The following is a 17,311-nucleotide window of genomic DNA, read 5'->3' on the forward strand; positions in this document are numbered from 1 at the left end:
GGGCTTTTGGGGTGTTTTTCAGAAATTACCCGTTTAAAAACAATCAATTATTAAGAAATAGCAGAATACCTCTTAAGGGGTATTTATCGTTATGTGAATTTTTATACGACGACGCGGCGTTGATCGCAATCAAGTAGACGCGCGTGTGGGGTGCATACCCTGAGGCCAACTTGAGCAATGTAGTTGTATTCCCCGCCATTCACATAATGACAAAGCGCCACAGGCCTTTGCACAGGAGATTCCCGGATGAGCAAGTTTCTTGACCGGTTTCGCTATTTCAAACAGCTAGCTGAACCCTTCGCTGACGGCCACGGCCAGACGCTGAATACCAACCGTGACTGGGAAGACGGCTACCGTAGCCGCTGGCAGCACGACAAAGTGGTCCGTTCCACGCACGGTGTGAACTGCACCGGTTCCTGTAGCTGGAAGATTTACGTTAAAAACGGTCTGGTCACCTGGGAAACCCAGCAGACTGACTACCCGCGCACCCGTCCTGATCTGCCAAACCACGAACCGCGTGGCTGCCCGCGTGGCGCCAGCTACTCCTGGTATCTCTACAGTGCTAACCGCCTGAAATACCCGCTGATGCGCAAAAAGCTGATCCAGTTATGGCGCGAAGCCAAACTGCAATACAGCGATCCGGTCGATGCCTGGGGCTCGATCGTCAATCAGCCGGAAAAAGCCAAAGAATATAAAGCCGCACGCGGTCGCGGTGGCTTTGTGCGTTCAAGCTGGCAGGAAGTGAATGAGCTGATTGCGGCGTCCAACGTTTATACCGCCAAAACCTTCGGCCCGGACCGCATTATCGGTTTCTCGCCAATTCCGGCGATGTCGATGGTGTCTTACGCCTCCGGCGCGCGCTATCTGTCGCTGATCGGCGGCGTGTGTCTGAGCTTCTACGACTGGTATTGCGATTTGCCACCGGCTTCTCCGCAAACCTGGGGCGAGCAGACCGACGTCCCTGAATCCGCTGACTGGTACAACTCTTCTTATATTATCGCCTGGGGTTCAAACGTTCCGCAGACCCGCACCCCGGACGCCCACTTCTTCACCGAAGTGCGTTACAAAGGCACCAAAACCGTTGCCATAACGCCGGATTACGCCGAAATCGCCAAGATTTGCGATCAGTGGCTGGCACCGAAACAAGGCACCGACAGCGCACTGGCGCTGGCAATGGGCCATGTGATCCTCAAATCCTTCCATATTGATAACCCAAGCCAGTACTTCACCGACTACGTGCGTCGTTACACCGACATGCCGATGCTGGTGATGCTCGAACCGCGCGAAGACGGCTCCTATGCCGCAGGCCGTATGCTGCGTGCGTCCGATCTGGTGGACAATCTGGGTCAGGAAAATAACCCGCAGTGGAAAACCATCGCCTTTGACGAAAACACCGGCGAACTGGTGTCACCGTTAGGTTCTATCGGTTACCGCTGGGGCGAAAAAGGCCAGTGGAATCTGGAATCCCGCGAAGGGAAAGATCATAAAGACGTCAGCCTGAAGCTGAGCCTGCTCGACGATCACGATGACGTGGTCAACGTCGGGTATCCGTACTTCGGCGGCGCGGTCAGCGAGCATTTCAACAGCGTGGCGCTGGATGAAATCCTGATGCACAAACTGCCGGTCAAACGCCTGCAACTGGCAGACGGCAGCACCGGTCTGGTGGCGAGCGTTTACGATCTGACGCTGGCGAACTACGGCATTGAGCGCGGCCTGAACGACGAAAACTGTGCGCAAAGCTATGACGAAATCAAAGCCTACACGCCAGCCTGGGCCGAAAAAATCACCGGCGTTTCTCAGCAGAATATTGCGCGTATCGCCCATGAATTTGCCGACAACGCCAACAAAACCCATGGCCGTTCGATGATCATCGTCGGTGCCGGGATGAACCACTGGTATCACCTCGACATGAACTACCGCGGTTTGATCAACATGCTGATCTTCTGTGGTTGCGTCGGCCAGAGCGGCGGCGGTTGGGCACACTACGTCGGGCAGGAAAAACTGCGTCCGCAAACCGGCTGGCAGCCGCTGGCGTTTGGTCTGGACTGGCAGCGTCCGCCGCGCCAGATGAACAGCACCTCGTTCTTCTACAACCATTCCAGCCAGTGGCGTTACGAAACCGTCGCGCCGCAGGAACTGTTGTCCCCGCTGGCGGATAAATCCAAATTCACCGGCAGCATGATCGACTACAACGTGCGCGCCGAGCGTATGGGCTGGCTGCCGTCTGCGCCGCAGCTCAACGTTAACCCGCTGCACATCGCGGAACAGGCGAAAGCGGTCGGCTTATCGCCTGCCGATTTCACCGTCGCAGCCCTGAAAGACGGCAGCGTGCGCTTTGCCGCCGAACAGCCGGATAATCCGCAGAACTTCCCGCGTAACCTGTTCGTCTGGCGCTCCAACCTGCTGGGTTCTTCCGGTAAAGGCCACGAGTACATGCTGAAATATCTGCTGGGCACCGAACACGGTATTCAGGGAGATGATCTCGGTATTCAGGGCGGCGTGATGCCGGAAGAAGTCGAATGGCAGGCGCAGGGCGGCGAAGGCAAACTGGATCTGGTGGTGACGCTTGATTTCCGTATGTCCAGCACCTGTCTGTATTCCGACATCGTGCTGCCAACCGCCACCTGGTACGAAAAAGACGACATGAATACCTCGGACATGCATCCGTTTATTCATCCGCTGTCAGCCGCCGTTGACCCGGCCTGGGATTCTAAAAGCGACTGGGAAATCTACAAAGGTATCGCCAAAGAGTTCTCCCGCGTCTGCGTCGGTCATCTGGGTGTGGAAACCGACATGGTCACGATGCCTATTCAGCACGATTCCGCCGCTGAGCTGGCGCAGCCGTTTGGCGTGGAAGACTGGAAGAAAGGCGAATGCGACCTGATCCCGGGGCGTACCGCACCGCATCTGATGGCCGTTGAACGCGACTATCCGAACACCTACGAGCGCTTCACCTCGGTCGGTCCGTTGCTGGAAAAACTCGGTAACGGCGGTAAAGGCATCAGCTGGAATACCGACAGCGAAGTCGATTTACTGAAAAAACTGAATTACACCAAACCGGACGGCACCGCCAAAGGCCAGCCGATGATCAACACCGCGATTGATGCGGCGGAAGTCATCCTGACGCTGGCACCGGAAACCAACGGTCAGGTGGCCGTGAAAGCCTGGGCGGCGCTGAGCCAGAACACCGGCCGCGACCATACGCATCTGGCGCTGAACAAAGAAGACGAGAAAATCCGCTTCCGCGATATTCAGGCACAACCGCGCAAAATCATCTCCAGCCCGACCTGGTCTGGTCTGGAAGATGAACACGTGTCTTACAACGCCTGTTACACCAATGTGCATGAGCTGATCCCGTGGCGCACGCTGTCAGGCCGTCAGCAGATTTATCAGGATCACGCGTGGATGCGCGCCTTCGGTGAAAGCCTGCTGGTGTACCGTCCGCCAATCGACACCCGCGCCGCGCAGCCGTTGCTAAACGCGAAGCCGAACGGCAACCCTGAAATGGCGCTGAACTTCCTGACGCCGCACCAGAAATGGGGCATTCACTCCACCTACAGCGACAACCTGCTGATGCTGACCTTAGGTCGCGGCGGCCCGATTGTCTGGCTGAGTGAAGACGATGCAACAAAACTGGGTATCGAAGACAACGACTGGATCGAAGCCTTCAACGCCAACGGCTCGCTGAGCGCCCGTGCGGTGGTCAGCCAGCGCGTACCGGCGGGGATGACCATGATGTACCACGCACAGGAACGCATCGTGAACATTCCGGGTTCGGAAATCAGCCAGCAGCGCGGCGGTATTCACAACTCCGTCACCCGCGTGTGCCCGAAACCAACCCACATGATCGGCGGCTACGCCCAGCTGGCGTACGGCTTTAACTACTACGGCACCGTCGGTTCTAACCGCGATGAATTCGTGATTGTGCGCAAAATGAACCGCATCGACTGGCTGGATGACGAAGGTAACGACTACGTGCAGGACGCGGTCAAACAGGAGAAAGCCAAATGAAAATTCGTTCACAAGTCGGCATGGTGCTGAATCTCGACAAATGCATTGGCTGCCACACCTGTTCCGTGACCTGTAAAAACGTCTGGACCAGCCGCGAAGGGATGGAATACGCGTGGTTTAACAACGTGGAAACCAAACCGGGTCTGGGTTATCCGCACGACTGGGAAAACCAGGAAAAATGGAAGGGCGGCTGGATCCGCAAAATCAACGGCAAACTGCAGCCGCGCATGGGTAACAAAGCCAACCTGCTGCATAAAATCTTCGCTAACCCGCACATGCCGGAAATCGATGATTACTACGAACCGTTCGATTTTGATTATCAGCATCTGCACACCGCGAAAGACGGTAAACATCAGCCGGTGGCGCGTCCGCGTTCGCTGCTGACCGGCAAACGCATGAAGAAAATTGTCGGCGGCCCGAACTGGGAAGACGATCTGGGCACGGAGTTCAGCAAACGTTCTGCCGATCAGAACTTCGCCAACATGCAGAAAGAGATGTACGGCGAGTTCGAAAATACCTTTATGGCGTACCTGCCGCGTCTGTGCGAACACTGCCTGAACCCGGCGTGCGTGGCGACCTGTCCGAGCGGCGCGATTTATAAACGCGGCGAAGACGGCATCGTGCTGATCGACCAGGACAAATGCCGCGGCTGGCGCATGTGCCTGACCGGCTGCCCGTACAAAAAAATCTACTTCAACTGGAAAAGCGGCAAATCAGAAAAATGTATTTTCTGTTATCCGCGCATCGAAGCGGGCCAGCCAACGGTCTGTTCTGAAACCTGCGTCGGCCGCATCCGTTATCTCGGTGTGGTGCTGTATGACGCCGACCGTATCGCCGAAGCGGCATCGGTTGAGAACGAGAAAGACTTGTACGAAAGCCAGATGAGCATCTTCCTCGATCCGAACGATCCTGAAGTGATTGCCCAGGCTGAAAAAGACGGCATTCCGATTTCCGTCATGGACGCCGCGCGTCAGTCGCCGGTCTACAAAATGGCGATTGAATGGAAGCTGGCACTGCCGCTGCACCCGGAATACCGCACACTGCCGATGGTCTGGTACGTGCCGCCGCTGTCGCCGATTCAGTCAGCCGCCGACGCCGGGGCATTGCCGCACAGCGGCGTGCTGCCGGACGTCGAAAGCCTGCGTATTCCGGTGGAATACCTGGCGAACCTGCTGACCGCGGGCGACACCGCACCGGTATTGCGGGCGCTGAAACGTATGCTGGCGATGCGCCACTTCAAACGCGCTGAAACCGTGGACGGCGTGACCGACACCAGCGCGCTGGAACAGGTCGGATTGTCTGCGGCGCAGGCGGAAGAAATGTACCGCTATCTGGCGATCGCCAACTACGAAGACCGTTTTGTGGTGCCTTCCAGCCACCGTGAACAGGCTCGCGAAGCCTTCCCGGAAGCCAAAGGCTGCGGTTTCAGCTTCGGTGACGGTTGCCACGGCAGCGACAGCAAATTCAACCTGTTCAACAGTAAACGTATCGACGCCATCGACATCGGCGCGAAAACGGAAAGGAAGGGCGAATGAACAGTTTACGACTCACAGGATTACTGCTCGATTATCCTTCAGCCGATCTCTGGGAACACCAGATCGAACTGCTGGAAGCGGTGACCGACTCCCCGGAACTGGACCCTCAACAGCGCCTTGATCTGGCGCTGTACATCACATCGTTTTGCAAACAGGACCTGCTGGATGCGCAGTCGGCGTACACCGGGTTGTTCGATCGTGGTCGCGCCACCTCGTTACTGCTGTTCGAGCATGTGCATGGCGAATCCCGCGATCGGGGTCAGGCGATGGTTGACCTGATGGAGCAATACCGCGCCGCCGGTCTGGAGATCGACAGCCGCGAGCTGCCGGATTATCTGCCGCTGTATCTGGAATATCTGACCACACGTGATGAAACGCAGGCGCGAGACGGCCTGCGTGATATCGCACCCATCCTCGCGCTGCTGAGCGCCCGTATGCAGGAACGCGACAGCCACTACGCGCAACTGTTTGATCTGCTGCTGGCGCTGTCCGGCAGTGATATCGCCACCGACACCGTGCGCGCCGGGATCAAACAGGAAGCCCGTGACGACACACCTGCGGCGCTGGACGCGGTATGGGAAGAGGAACAAATCAAGTTCCTCGGTGAGCAAAGCTGTGCGACAGGTGAAGAAGCCGCGCACCAGAAACGCTTTGCCGGCGCGGTCGCGCCACAGTATCTGAACCTTGACGACCTACCTGCGGGGAACCACGCAAATGACTGACTTCCTCAATAACTTCTTCTTTAACATCTACCCGTACCTGTGTGGCACGGTCTTCCTGGTGGGCAGCTGGCTGCGTTACGACTACGGTCAGTACAGCTGGCGTGCCGGTTCCAGCCAGATCCTTGAGAAGAAAATCCTGCGCATTGCCTCGCCGATGTTTCATGTGGGGATTCTTGGCATCATCGCGGGTCACGCCTTCGGGATGCTGACCCCGCACTGGATGTATGAATCCTTCCTGCCGGTGCCGGTGAAACAGCAAATGGCGATGTGGGCAGGCGGCGCCTGTGGCGTGCTGACGCTGATCGGCGGCGGTCTGCTGCTGTGGCGACGCCTGAGCAACGAACGCGTGCGCTCGACCTCGAGCTTCGGTGACATCATGATCATCGCGTTGCTGGTGATCCAGTGCGCGCTGGGGCTGAGCACCATTCCTTTCTCCGCGCAGCATACTGACGGCAGCGAAATGATGAAACTGGTCGGCTGGGCGCAGTCTGTGGTGACCTTCCGTGGCGGCGCGGCGGCGCATCTCGATGGCGTGGCCTTTATCTTCCGCGTGCATCTGGTCCTGGGGATGACATTATTCCTGCTGTTCCCGTTCTGCCGTTTAGTACATATCTGGAGCGCACCGGTGGAATATCTCACCCGCCGCTATCAGCTGGTACGCAATCGTCGCTGATTGACCTCAGCAGATTGTGAACTGTCTGTTTTGACATAAAAACGAAGGGCGCTATGATGCGCCCTTATCTTTTTTTATTGCTCAAGGACGCATTAATGGCCACTCCAAGACCTCCAATGACCGTAGCCCGCCGTTTACTTCGCAACAGCATGATTTTACTGGTGATCGGCATCGTTGCCACTCTCCACGGCCTGATCGTCGGCAGCCCTGAAACCCCGCCGGGAGAAATGGCGCCGCAATTGCTGCTTGGCATCTGGTTTATTTTTATGGGTGCGGTAATGGGCGGGATCAGCTGGCTGGTGATCCGTAATAAAAAGAAGAAAGGTCAGATCTGATCTGTTGTTTGTTTACGTTCAGCTTCAACTTCAGCTTTAATTTCAAATCCCAGGGTTGCCACCCAAACCGGTCTTAAGAGGCGCCTCTCGCAGGGCCTCTTAAGAATCTCCGGCTCTTTCACTACATGCTGCCGCACGCGGCGTTCATCCGGTTCCGGTTTAATTTTAATGAGATTATTCTTAGTTGCCAAACTATTACCACTTTGTGTATTCACTGTTCTGTCAGGATCCTGGCAGAGATTTATTCTGAAATAATACAAATACCTGACATTAGCTGAAGTATTCCACGGCCATACTGGTTTTTTCATGATTATTGACCTAATCTAAAAATATATTCCCAAATCAAAAATCCCAAAATCAATTGATAAAATAAAACGAGGATTTCATCAAAGTAAGGAATAAAGATGGCGTGGAAAAGAAGAGAGAAAGTGGCAATTATGGAACCCCTTTCTATGGTCAGCGATGTGATGTCGCAGATTTTAAGAGAAGAGGGTGGGGTTATTATTGAGGGCACACTTTCAAGTTTTTTATCACTGCAATCTTTGCTGGAATTAAGAAAGATCGATGTCATTTTTAGCGAAGTGTATGACGCCAATACGTCTATTATTCAGGGGCTGGATTTCCTCAGAAAACTCAAAGCTCAGTTTCCCGCAATAGATATTATTGTTCACACAGAAATAGAAATTCCAGCTCTGCTGATCCAAAGTAATGCTGACGCGATTTATATGAAACAATTAGGCGTTGAGGGCTGCCGTGCTTCTGCGGCTCAAATATTAAATGCCGAAAGTATGGTCAGCGTTCTTTTTTATGAAGACCGAAAACGTCATTACGATTTCGGTATGCTGAACGACTTCGAATGGCAGGTGCTTATTATGTTCAGCCAGCAAATGAGTATTACCACTATCTCGACAGAAATGAAAACGGACTATCGCCGTATCAGCCGGACAAAACACGCTATGATGAAAAAACTGAAAGTCAGTAACAATGTGGCATTCAGTCAGCTGATGGCGCTGGCCGGCAGTAAATTTGGCGACTATCCGCCCGTCTCCTTGAACTCACCGGGCCAATAACCTTTCAGATTCAGGTACACAATGAAGACCGCGAAACCTTTTGGCCAACCCCTGTTCATTCTGTTCAGCACTGTTTTGGTGGCCGCACTCACTCTGGTGATGACCCATTTCGCTATCGCCGCGTATGACCGCGACGATCTGGCTTCTTACGCCCGACATATCATGGCGCGCGGGCTGGAAGTGGCTGATGAATCCCACAATATTGTCAGTAATGTCAATTCGTTACGGCTGGAGCCCTGCAGTGACAGATTTCTTGATGAAATTCGCTATCTTTCGTTTACCTCGGTGTTTATCTCGGATGTTGGATACACCCAGGACCACCAGCTGAAATGTACGGCGATGCGTGGCCGCTTGCCGGAGCCGGTGACCATGTCTGTGCCTGATGCGGTGACCCTTTACGGGCAGCGCATCTGGACGTCATTCAGCGGCATTGTCGATCCGCGCATTACCGCCGATATGATGGAATCCAGAAACGTGCTGCTGTTTCCCACACCGGCGGCTTTTCGCGACATTTATGTTCCATACAAGGGATTTGGTGCGGTGCTGACCAATCACCAGCACAACCACGTGTTCCGGTTGTTCGGAGAAACGGCAGGATTGGTGGAGGGCGCCACCAAACCGGGGCGTATGGACTGGTCGCATCAGGCCTTTTTCACCGAATGCAGCAAAAAATATGATATTTGCGTATTGGCAAGAAATACTCAGATTGGCATTTTCTCCCTGCCGGTGACCGCCATTGTTTTTATTATTCTGGCCGGTCTGGTCGCCGGCGGCATGTTTACATTTGCACTTGTGCAATACGTCAGCAATAACCGTTCAATGCAGAATAAACTCAAAATGGCGATCAGCCATGATGATATCTATATCAATTTTCAGCCCTTTATTGAGATGTCGACGGGCAAGGTGATGGGCTACGAAGCATTAGCCCGCTGGAAAGATACCCACGGTGACAATATCCCGCCTGATATTTTTATCAAACTCGCTGAGTCCACTCATCAGATTAAAGCGCTGACCCGTTCTGTCGTCTCCCGCGCGCTGAAAGATATAGGGCCGCATCTGCGCCATAATAAAGCGCTGTTCGTGAGTATTAATATCACCACGGCGGATGTGACAGATCCGGACTTTAAAGTGTTTCTCGAAGAAGAACTCGACAACGCGGGGGTTGAACGTCAGCAAATTGTACTTGAGATCACGGAGCGTTCGACGGCAGATCACCGGGTGCTGAAAGACGCGCTGGTCAGGCTGAGAGAGTACGGCTACCGGATTGCGCTGGATGACTTTGGTACCGGTTATTCCAATCTGGATTATCTGAGCAAGTTATCCTTTGATTTTATTAAAATAGACAAGATATTCACCGATGCCATCGGCACAGAATCGGTCAGCTTCAACATGCTAAAAATGATGCTCGAAATGCTCACTCACACCGGCGCAACCATCATCGTGGAAGGGATTGAAGAGCAGCCCCAGGCTGATTTCTTACTGAGCCATTCGCCGACCGTGGTCGGACAGGGTTGGTTATATGGCAGGCCGGTGGAAGTGGAAAAACTCTGATCTGAACCCGACGGACAGGGGCTGGCAGCCCCTGAACCGACTTTTAACCGGCACCCGCTGATTCCCTTTATCCCTTCAATTTTTACCCTCTCAAACTTCATCCGCGTGCCATACACCTTCGCGATGTGATGAACACTTGTTGGCAGTTCCTTCGATAAAATCGTCTGCATTCCTCTGTGCGGGCTAATCAGTGCAAACCACGTCTTTTTGTTCCAGGCATCAGTAGCACAACCTGATGAGGATCAGCGGGAGCCAAAAGTCATCGCGCATTGTTTATGTGCCAAATCAATATTTACGAATTGATGACATAACATTACCCAGGTGTTTGTCTGAGTGAATAATTTATATCGGAAATTTAGCGATGGAATGAATAAATAATATTCAAACCTGCCATTTAACCTGCGTTAAATAACCCGTGAGATTATCCCGCGTTTAATTGCAGTGAGAATATTCCTAGTTAAGGATATGTAAATCTCGCACCTGGTAACAAAACATTGTCAAAAATTGCAGATTATTTCTCTGAGTGGTTTTTGTATTTATATCAATTTCAGCACAAAAGTGATGTTAACGTGGTTAGAAATGGAATAATTCACTGTTTTATCTGTTTTTGATGTGATTGTTTACCAAAATTTGTCACGACATTATGATTATCCACTCTGATTGAACGGCTGAAGGTCAGTTGCGTCAGAAGGAAATTAATCTAATGGAGAGACAAAACGTGAATAAGAAAATTGTAGTGGCTTGTGGTGCATTGGTAGCAGCTTTTTCAATGACGGCGTCAGCTGTTTCTAATAATACCATTTCATTTCAGGGTGAAGTTTCCACGCAAACATGTGCCGTAACTGTAAACAGTGATTCAGCGCCGGTGGTGTTATTACCTACGGTTTCCACTTCTGCTTTGACTGCTCTGGGAAATGTTGCCGGGGCTACGACCTTTGAACTGGCGCTGTCCGGTTGTTCTACTGCTGAAACCGTCACCAACGTCAATGCGGTATTCTCTGGCAATCTGGTGGATACGGCGAACCTTGGAACGCTTTCAAATACCGGTACGGCGACTAACGTTAATCTTCAGTTAGTTGACTCAGCAAACCAGCCTATTGACCTGAGTTCAACCTGGACCAGTACCAATAATGAACTTGCCATCGAGGCAGGGGAAACGTCTTCCAGCGCGACATATAGCGTTCGTTATTATGCCACCGGTGCAGCAGAGGCGGGAACTGTTGCGGGTTCCGTTGAGTATGCAGTGAGCTACCTCTAAGTAAACATCACCGATTATAAGATGGCAGACAGACTGCCATCTTATTTTTATTCCAGTGAGAATGTCTTCTTTAATCACATCGTAATATTAATGATAAGAGTAATATCAATGTCGTGTAGCAAAAAAAGAGTTAATAAAATTTTAAATACAATGCTGGCGGTGTCGTTATTTTTACCTGCATTCGCATTTTCCAGCGTCACTATGATGGGTAGCCGGATAATTTATCCCTCCGATGCGCCGTCCATGAACGTTGAATTCAGCAATAAAGATCTCTTTCCCTACGTTGTTCAGACCTGGCTGGATGACGGTGACAATGAATCAACCCCGGTAACCGGCAAAGCGCCATTTATTGCCTCACCGGCAATATTTAAAATCGCATCAAATAACGGGCAGGTTTTGAGGATTTCATATACTGGCCAGAAAAACTTACCGCATGATCGCGAATCACTATTCTATTTTAATTTTCTGCAAATTCCGCCGGTGAATGCTGCCGGAGAAGACAGTCAGCAAAAAAACAAAATGCTGGTGATGCTGAAAAACCGTATTAAGGTATTTTATCGCCCGGCAGAGATTGCGCAAAAAATCGGACAGTTAACTGAACATATTAGTGTTACCTCTTCAGTAAAGGCTGCCGGAACCACGTTGCAGATTAAAAACAATTCACCGTTTTATCTGTCAATTGCCAGTGTGAAGATAAAAAATAAAAATAAGATTTATTCACGGCCTGCCGATATGCTCGCGCCGTTCTCGCAAGGGAATGTGGAATTCAAAAAAATGCAGATAATGAAAAATGACACTGCTGTCATTGAGTATGTCAACGATCAGGGAGCGATTGTGAGTTATGAATATGGTATCAATCCGTAATAAAGCTTTTGTTCCTTCTGTTTCATTTTTAACATTATGTATTGCATCGACGTATTTTTCGGCGGCGATGGCTGAAGAATTCTATTTTGATCCGGGTTTGCTTGAGGGTTCGGGCGTTGCAGTCAATCTGGCTAAATTAAATGAAAAAGAGCCAGTGCTGGATGCCGGCGTTTACCGCGTCGATCTGTATGTTAATAATAAACTGGTCAAAGAGAATGTTGAAATTAACTTCAGAGATAAGGCTGATGGTCAAAATGCACAACCCTGTTTGAATGCAGACCAGATTAAAATTATTCAACTTAAAGCCGATGCGGTTTCGTTGCTGCCTGTTAATGACCAGTGTGTCAGTTTTGCTGCGCTTTCTAAAGGCTCTTCATGGGAGTTTGAACAATCAACGCAGCACCTGAAATTGCTCATTCCGCAGGCCTCACTGTACCGTCAGCCACGCGGGTATATTCCCGTCTCGCAATGGGACAGCGGTACATTGGGTTTATTCATTAAACACAACACCAATTATTATGAAACCAAAAACACCGGCGGATACACCACCAGAAACTTCTGGAGCGGACTGAACAACGGTACCAACATCGGCTTATGGCAACTGAGGAACCAGTCAAGCCTGACATATAACGAAACCAATGGCCGCACCCGGCATAAGCTGAGCAGCATACGCACCTATGCGCAACGGCCACTGGCATCGCTTGATTCAGTCGTTACATTGGGCGACAGCTATACCAACAGCAGCCTCTTTGGCAGCTTGTCTTATAATGGCGTCAAACTCGCCACCGATACCCGAATGATGCCGCAGGGCAAGCGTGGCTATGCGCCCGAAGTGCGGGGTGTTGCCAGCACCACGGCCCGCGTTGTGGTCAGCCAGCTAGGCAAAACCATTTATGAAACGGTGGTGTCACCGGGACCGTTCGTCATTGATGATTTGAGCAACACCCGTGGGCAGGGTGATTTGCAGGTGCAGATTATTGAGGCGAACGGGCAGACGTCAACTTTCACTGTCCCGTATTCTGCCGTGCCAGACTCTATCCGGCCTGGTATGTGGAATTACGAGTTTGCCCTCGGCAAGGTGCGCAATTATTACAATGTAGATAATGAGTTCGTGGAAGGGGTTATTCAGCGCGGGCTCAATAATCGTTTTACCGGTAATGCGGGTGTGCGGCTGGCGAAAGACTATGAAGCTTATTTGCTTGGCGGTGTGATGGCGACGCAGTTTGGCGCGATAGGGCTTAACACCACGTATTCACATGCCATCGCTGAAAATAATAAAACCCAGTCGGGTTGGCGTGCAGAAGCCAGTTACAGCAAAACCTTTACCACGGGAACCAGTCTGACCCTGGCGGCTTATCGCTATTCAACAAAAGGTTTTCGTGATTTGCAGGATGTGCTGGGCGTAAGAAGGGCTGCGGAAAGTACGACAAACTATTATTCCGATACCCTGAACCAGAAAAATCAGTTCAGTGCCACGATTGCGCAGGGCTTTGACAGTTTTGGCTCACTGTCACTCAATGCCAGCACATCGGATTACTACAGCAATAATTCACGTATCACTCAGTTACAGCTGGGATACAGCAACAGCTACAAAAGAATCAGTTATAACGTCAACGTGGGCAGGCAAAGAACCAGTTATACCACCCGCAATAATTTTTATAGCGAACCGGAAGATACGACAAATCGCCAGAAGTATACCGAGAATACTATTTCCATCGGTTTCTCAATGCCGCTGGATTGGGGAAGTTCACGTTCTAACGTGGCATTCAACGTGGCGAAAAATAAAAGCTCTGAGTCCGCAACCACCAGCGTATCGGGAAGCTTAGGTGAGAAGAGTAATTCATCTTATTCTGTATACAGCGGTGTAGAAAATTACCAGGAAAACGGTAATGAAATGACCTGGGGTGGGTCACTGCAACAAAATACCTCCAAAGGAACGTTCCGGGGATCTTATTCCCAGGGCACCGGTTATAAACAGTATGGATTTGGCACGTCGGGTACGCTGCTTATTCATTCTGGCGGTGTGACCTATGGACCTTATGTCAGCGATACCTTTGCGCTGGTCAAAGCCAAAGGCGCCAAAGGGGCAGAGATTAAGAACGGGCAGGGCGCGAAAATAGACAGTTTTGGTTACGCTATTATGCCGTCGCTATCGCCTTATCAATATAATACCGTGAGTTTGGATCCAAAGGGATTAAACTCAAAAGTGGATATTCAGGGCGGAAGTCAGCAGGTCGTGCCTTATTCCGGTGCCATTGTTCAGGTTAATTTTGAAACCGTCTCGGGTAAACAGGTATTAATTAACACTACGCTCGATGGCGATCAAACGATCCCGATGGGCGCGGACGTTACCGATAAAGACGGAAATAATATAGGCATGGTCGGTCAGGCCGGGCAGATCTATGCTCGTATTAATGATCGTTCCGGCGTGCTGTTTGTTTCATGGGGTAAGGAAAAGTCAGAGCAGTGCCGGATTAATTATCAGTTACCAGAGAGTGATGATAATGAATTTTTACAGCTGACGCTGCATTGTCGAATTTAATATTAGGGTTAAGAAAAATGTCTAGTGTAAAAGGTCTTATAACTTCACTGATGCTTATGCTCCCTGTTGTATCTCATGCAACTTGTTCAAAGGTCACCAGTACTTCAGCATTATCTAGTGAGATTATTGCCGCGGGTTATACAGCAACAAGCTGGGTGGGCACGAGCCGCGGCACGGGTGGTAATATTGGTTTACCATCGGTTATCTCTATGAGTTCAGGCGACAGTTTTATGCCTGCCGGAACATTACTGGCCAGCTCGACGGCCAATTTTCTTACAGCAGCGGCAAGCACTGCGTTCACGGCAAATCAAATTCTTTATAAATGTGCCTTAGCCGATGCAGGTTCACTTTATGAATTTTATGCCACGCAATCCTATTCTGCACTCGCCGGTCTGAATGAAACGAGTGATATCGAAGGCGCATACCATACCTATTACAATGGTCTGGCAATAAGATTGACCAATTTAAAAACAGGTAATTATTTCAACGGTTACTGGCAGAAGCGGGAAATAACAGAAGACGAATATATCACTGACAGTACGTCAATCTATATACCTGCGAGTGCATTCAGCGATGTTTTTGTAGAAGTATTCAAAACGGCTTCCACCGTCTATACAAACAGTGCGGCTGCAGCATCTCGAAGTTATTACACTTGGGCCAACAATATGGCGTCCGGTTTTATTACTTTTGTAGGGCCTGGAATGAACGCATTAGTTGAGGGTAACTTAGAAGGTAATAACTATGCCGGATGGTCACCAAACTGGCCGGGTCAAATTGCGCTTTATAATGATGTCACCATTGTTAAAGGTGCGATGTGTTTGGTCAAGGATTATCCGACGGTCGTTCTGCTACCCACAATATCCACTGTTTTACTTAATAGCGGAGAATCAAGTCAAAACACTTTTGACATAAGTCTGAGTTGTGAAGATGGGGCTGTTTCCAGTGTGAGCCAGTCATCGACCTCATCCTCAAATGTTGCGATGGGTTTCTTAGTCAATCAGTCAACAGCGGTCACCGCCGCGACAACTCTGGGTCTGACCACAACCAGCGGGCTAACTCATTTACTGGACACTCATTACGGCAGTTCAGGTGTCGCTTCAGGGGTGGGAATTCGTATCTATGATGAAAGTGGTAATGCATTAAACCTGCTTTCGAGTAAAACGGCGACGACCGGAAATGCGGGCGGCTGGTACGCCTATAAAGATCTGACCACCAGTCAGGGCGATTCAACGGACGGTGTCACAACCTACACCGGAAATTTTACGGCGTCTCTGGAGGCAATCAGTGGCGAAACAGTTACGGCGGGGAGCGTCAATGCGCAGTTACAAGTGGTGGTCAGTTTTCAATAAAGTCACCGTTGCGGCGAGCATTATGCTCTGTTGCACGGCGTTTCACGCCAGCGCGGTGGTTAATGCGGAAAAGACCCGTGTGGTGTTCAACTCGGGAAGCATCGCCGAATCACTGTCATTAGTGAATTCCGAGAAAGAACCGGTGGTCGTGCAGGTGTGGACTGACAACGGTGACCCGACCGTCAGCCCGGATCAGTTACATACGCCGGTTGTGATTAACCCGCCGGTATTCAAAATGAAACCGGGGGAGATCCGCAATATTCGCCTGCTGCTGGTGTCAGCAGGAAGTCTGCCGCAGGACCGTGAAAGTATTTACTGGCTGAATATCTATCAGATCCCGCCAAATACCGAAACACAGCATACAGGTGAGAAAAAGATCGTACTGCCATTAAAAATCCGCATGAAAGTGTTTGTCAGGCCGGAAAAAATCGGTGAATTGCAGGAAAATGATGCGCAAAAATTGCAGTTCAGCATCGACCGTGAGTCGGGCAATAAAACACTGTTGATACAAAATCCGACGCCGTGGCACCTGACGCTTTCTTCCCTTCGCTCGGGAAAGACGGCGTTACCCGGTGTGATGGTGGCGCCGTTCACTTCAGAGCGGGTGGAAATTACGGCAGATAAAACCCTGGCGGATAAAGTGGAGTATGACGTTATCAATGATAATGGCACGCGGTGGCAGGGCAGCCAGAAATTAAAATAATCACCCACGCCTTTTTTATTCCAATGATAAAAATGGCCTTATCATTTTATTGAAAATGATTAACCGGTTGATTGCGTCGCCCCTCTCTTGTGACTAATTTTTGATGGCACGGACAATGGAATACTGTCCGCCCTCTGAATCAGTCACAGGAGAGGCATTTTGAACTCAATCATTAAAGCCCGCGTCGCGATGTGTATTATCGTGATGACAATGGCCGGGTGTTCTACACATCAATACGATCCCACATTAGATAATCAAATCACCGATTTTCAGCTAAAAGCTGACCGGCAGTTTGTTGCCTGGACCGCGCAGGCAATGTCGGATAATCCACCGCCTGTTACCCCGGTGGTGGCCTGTCAGGCCGCGCCCGTGGCGGCAGGGCAGGCACTTTCGCTGATATCCGCTCCTTCAGAACCTGACAGTCAGTTTTTTAATTCCGCGGAAACGGATTTAACACTGATTGAATCACGCACCAAAACCTTAAATAACAACCCTGCGATTGATCAGCAGATGTTTGGTCTGCGAAATATCTTCTATCAGGTCCGTTATAAAAGGCAGCATTGTTCGCAACAAGACTCTCCGGCATATATCAATATCCAGCGTAAACAGGTCAACGTGATTTTACAGTCAATGCTGACGTATCAGCTGGTATTAAAAAATGGCACAGGCACAGCGAATAAATAATAAAGGTGATAAAG

General features: G+C 50.7%; 14 protein-coding genes. 13 read left to right on the forward strand and 1 reads right to left on the reverse strand.

All coding sequences use genetic code 11. From position 1 onward, the window contains the following. Nucleotides 1-246 precede the first annotated feature (246 nt). The 5 genes from J1779_RS08165 (at nt 247) to J1779_RS08185 (ending at nt 7,276) form a co-directional block, all read left to right on the forward strand. Nucleotides 247-4,011 carry a nitrate reductase subunit alpha gene (locus J1779_RS08165; RefSeq protein ID WP_217203519.1) on the forward strand — a complete coding sequence of 1,255 codons (3,765 nt, stop codon included), beginning with the start codon at nt 247-249 and terminating at the stop codon, nt 4,009-4,011. After that, the gene (gene narH, locus J1779_RS08170; protein WP_122095145.1) at nt 4,008-5,546 is read left to right on the forward strand and encodes a nitrate reductase subunit beta; all 1,539 of its coding nucleotides are present in this window, start codon (nt 4,008-4,010) and stop codon (nt 5,544-5,546) included. Before J1779_RS08165 ends, narH begins: the two co-directional genes overlap by 4 nt. Then, on the forward strand, nt 5,543-6,268 hold the full coding sequence (gene narJ, locus J1779_RS08175) for a nitrate reductase molybdenum cofactor assembly chaperone (RefSeq protein ID WP_136377557.1): 726 nt from the start codon (nt 5,543-5,545) through the stop codon (nt 6,266-6,268). The genes narH and narJ overlap by 4 nt, the downstream gene beginning before the upstream one ends. Beyond that, nucleotides 6,261-6,941 carry a respiratory nitrate reductase subunit gamma gene (gene narI, locus J1779_RS08180; RefSeq protein ID WP_056770158.1) on the forward strand — a complete coding sequence of 227 codons (681 nt, stop codon included), beginning with the start codon at nt 6,261-6,263 and terminating at the stop codon, nt 6,939-6,941. Before narJ ends, narI begins: the two co-directional genes overlap by 8 nt. Nucleotides 6,942-7,036: 95 nt before the next feature. Then, the gene (locus J1779_RS08185) at nt 7,037-7,276 is read left to right on the forward strand and encodes a hypothetical protein (protein WP_056770162.1); all 240 of its coding nucleotides are present in this window, start codon (nt 7,037-7,039) and stop codon (nt 7,274-7,276) included. Here the strand turns inward: J1779_RS08185 and J1779_RS08190 are convergent. Next, entirely contained in the window at nt 7,267-7,584 is a 318-nt protein-coding gene (locus J1779_RS08190; RefSeq protein WP_217203520.1) for a hypothetical protein, read from the reverse strand. The genes J1779_RS08185 and J1779_RS08190 overlap by 10 nt on opposite strands. Before the next feature lie 96 nt (nt 7,585-7,680). Here J1779_RS08190 and J1779_RS08195 point away from each other — a divergent pair, with 96 nt between their 5' ends. From J1779_RS08195 to J1779_RS08230, 8 genes are all read left to right on the forward strand, one after another. Beyond that, entirely contained in the window at nt 7,681-8,346 is a 666-nt protein-coding gene (locus tag J1779_RS08195; RefSeq protein ID WP_217203521.1) for a helix-turn-helix domain-containing protein, read from the forward strand. Nucleotides 8,347-8,367: 21 nt separating this feature from the next. Further along, a complete protein-coding gene (locus J1779_RS08200; protein ID WP_217203522.1) occupies nt 8,368-9,897 on the forward strand; it encodes an EAL domain-containing protein in 1,530 nt (509 codons plus the stop codon). Nucleotides 9,898-10,600: 703 nt separating this feature from the next. Then, nucleotides 10,601-11,155, forward strand: coding sequence for a fimbrial protein (locus tag J1779_RS08205; protein ID WP_217203523.1), 555 nt, complete (start codon nt 10,601-10,603; stop codon nt 11,153-11,155). Nucleotides 11,156-11,263: 108 nt separating this feature from the next. After that, a complete protein-coding gene (locus J1779_RS08210) occupies nt 11,264-12,019 on the forward strand; it encodes a fimbria/pilus periplasmic chaperone (protein ID WP_217203524.1) in 756 nt (251 codons plus the stop codon). Further along, entirely contained in the window at nt 12,003-14,561 is a 2,559-nt protein-coding gene (locus J1779_RS08215) for a fimbrial outer membrane usher protein (RefSeq protein ID WP_217203538.1), read from the forward strand. Before J1779_RS08210 ends, J1779_RS08215 begins: the two co-directional genes overlap by 17 nt. 17 nt (nt 14,562-14,578) lie before the next feature. Then, on the forward strand, nt 14,579-15,910 hold the full coding sequence (stbD, locus tag J1779_RS08220) for a fimbrial usher protein StbD (RefSeq protein WP_217203525.1): 1,332 nt from the start codon (nt 14,579-14,581) through the stop codon (nt 15,908-15,910). Then, nucleotides 15,876-16,613, forward strand: coding sequence for a fimbria/pilus periplasmic chaperone (locus J1779_RS08225; protein ID WP_217203526.1), 738 nt, complete (start codon nt 15,876-15,878; stop codon nt 16,611-16,613). The genes stbD and J1779_RS08225 overlap by 35 nt, the downstream gene beginning before the upstream one ends. A 159-nt stretch (nt 16,614-16,772) precedes the next feature. Continuing rightward, nucleotides 16,773-17,297, forward strand: coding sequence for a hypothetical protein (locus J1779_RS08230; RefSeq protein WP_217203527.1), 525 nt, complete (start codon nt 16,773-16,775; stop codon nt 17,295-17,297). The last annotated feature ends 14 nt before the right edge of the window (nt 17,298-17,311 follow it).

It is taken from the genome of Rahnella rivi (assembly GCF_019049655.1).
GTDB classification, from domain to species: domain Bacteria; phylum Pseudomonadota; class Gammaproteobacteria; order Enterobacterales; family Enterobacteriaceae; genus Rahnella; species Rahnella rivi.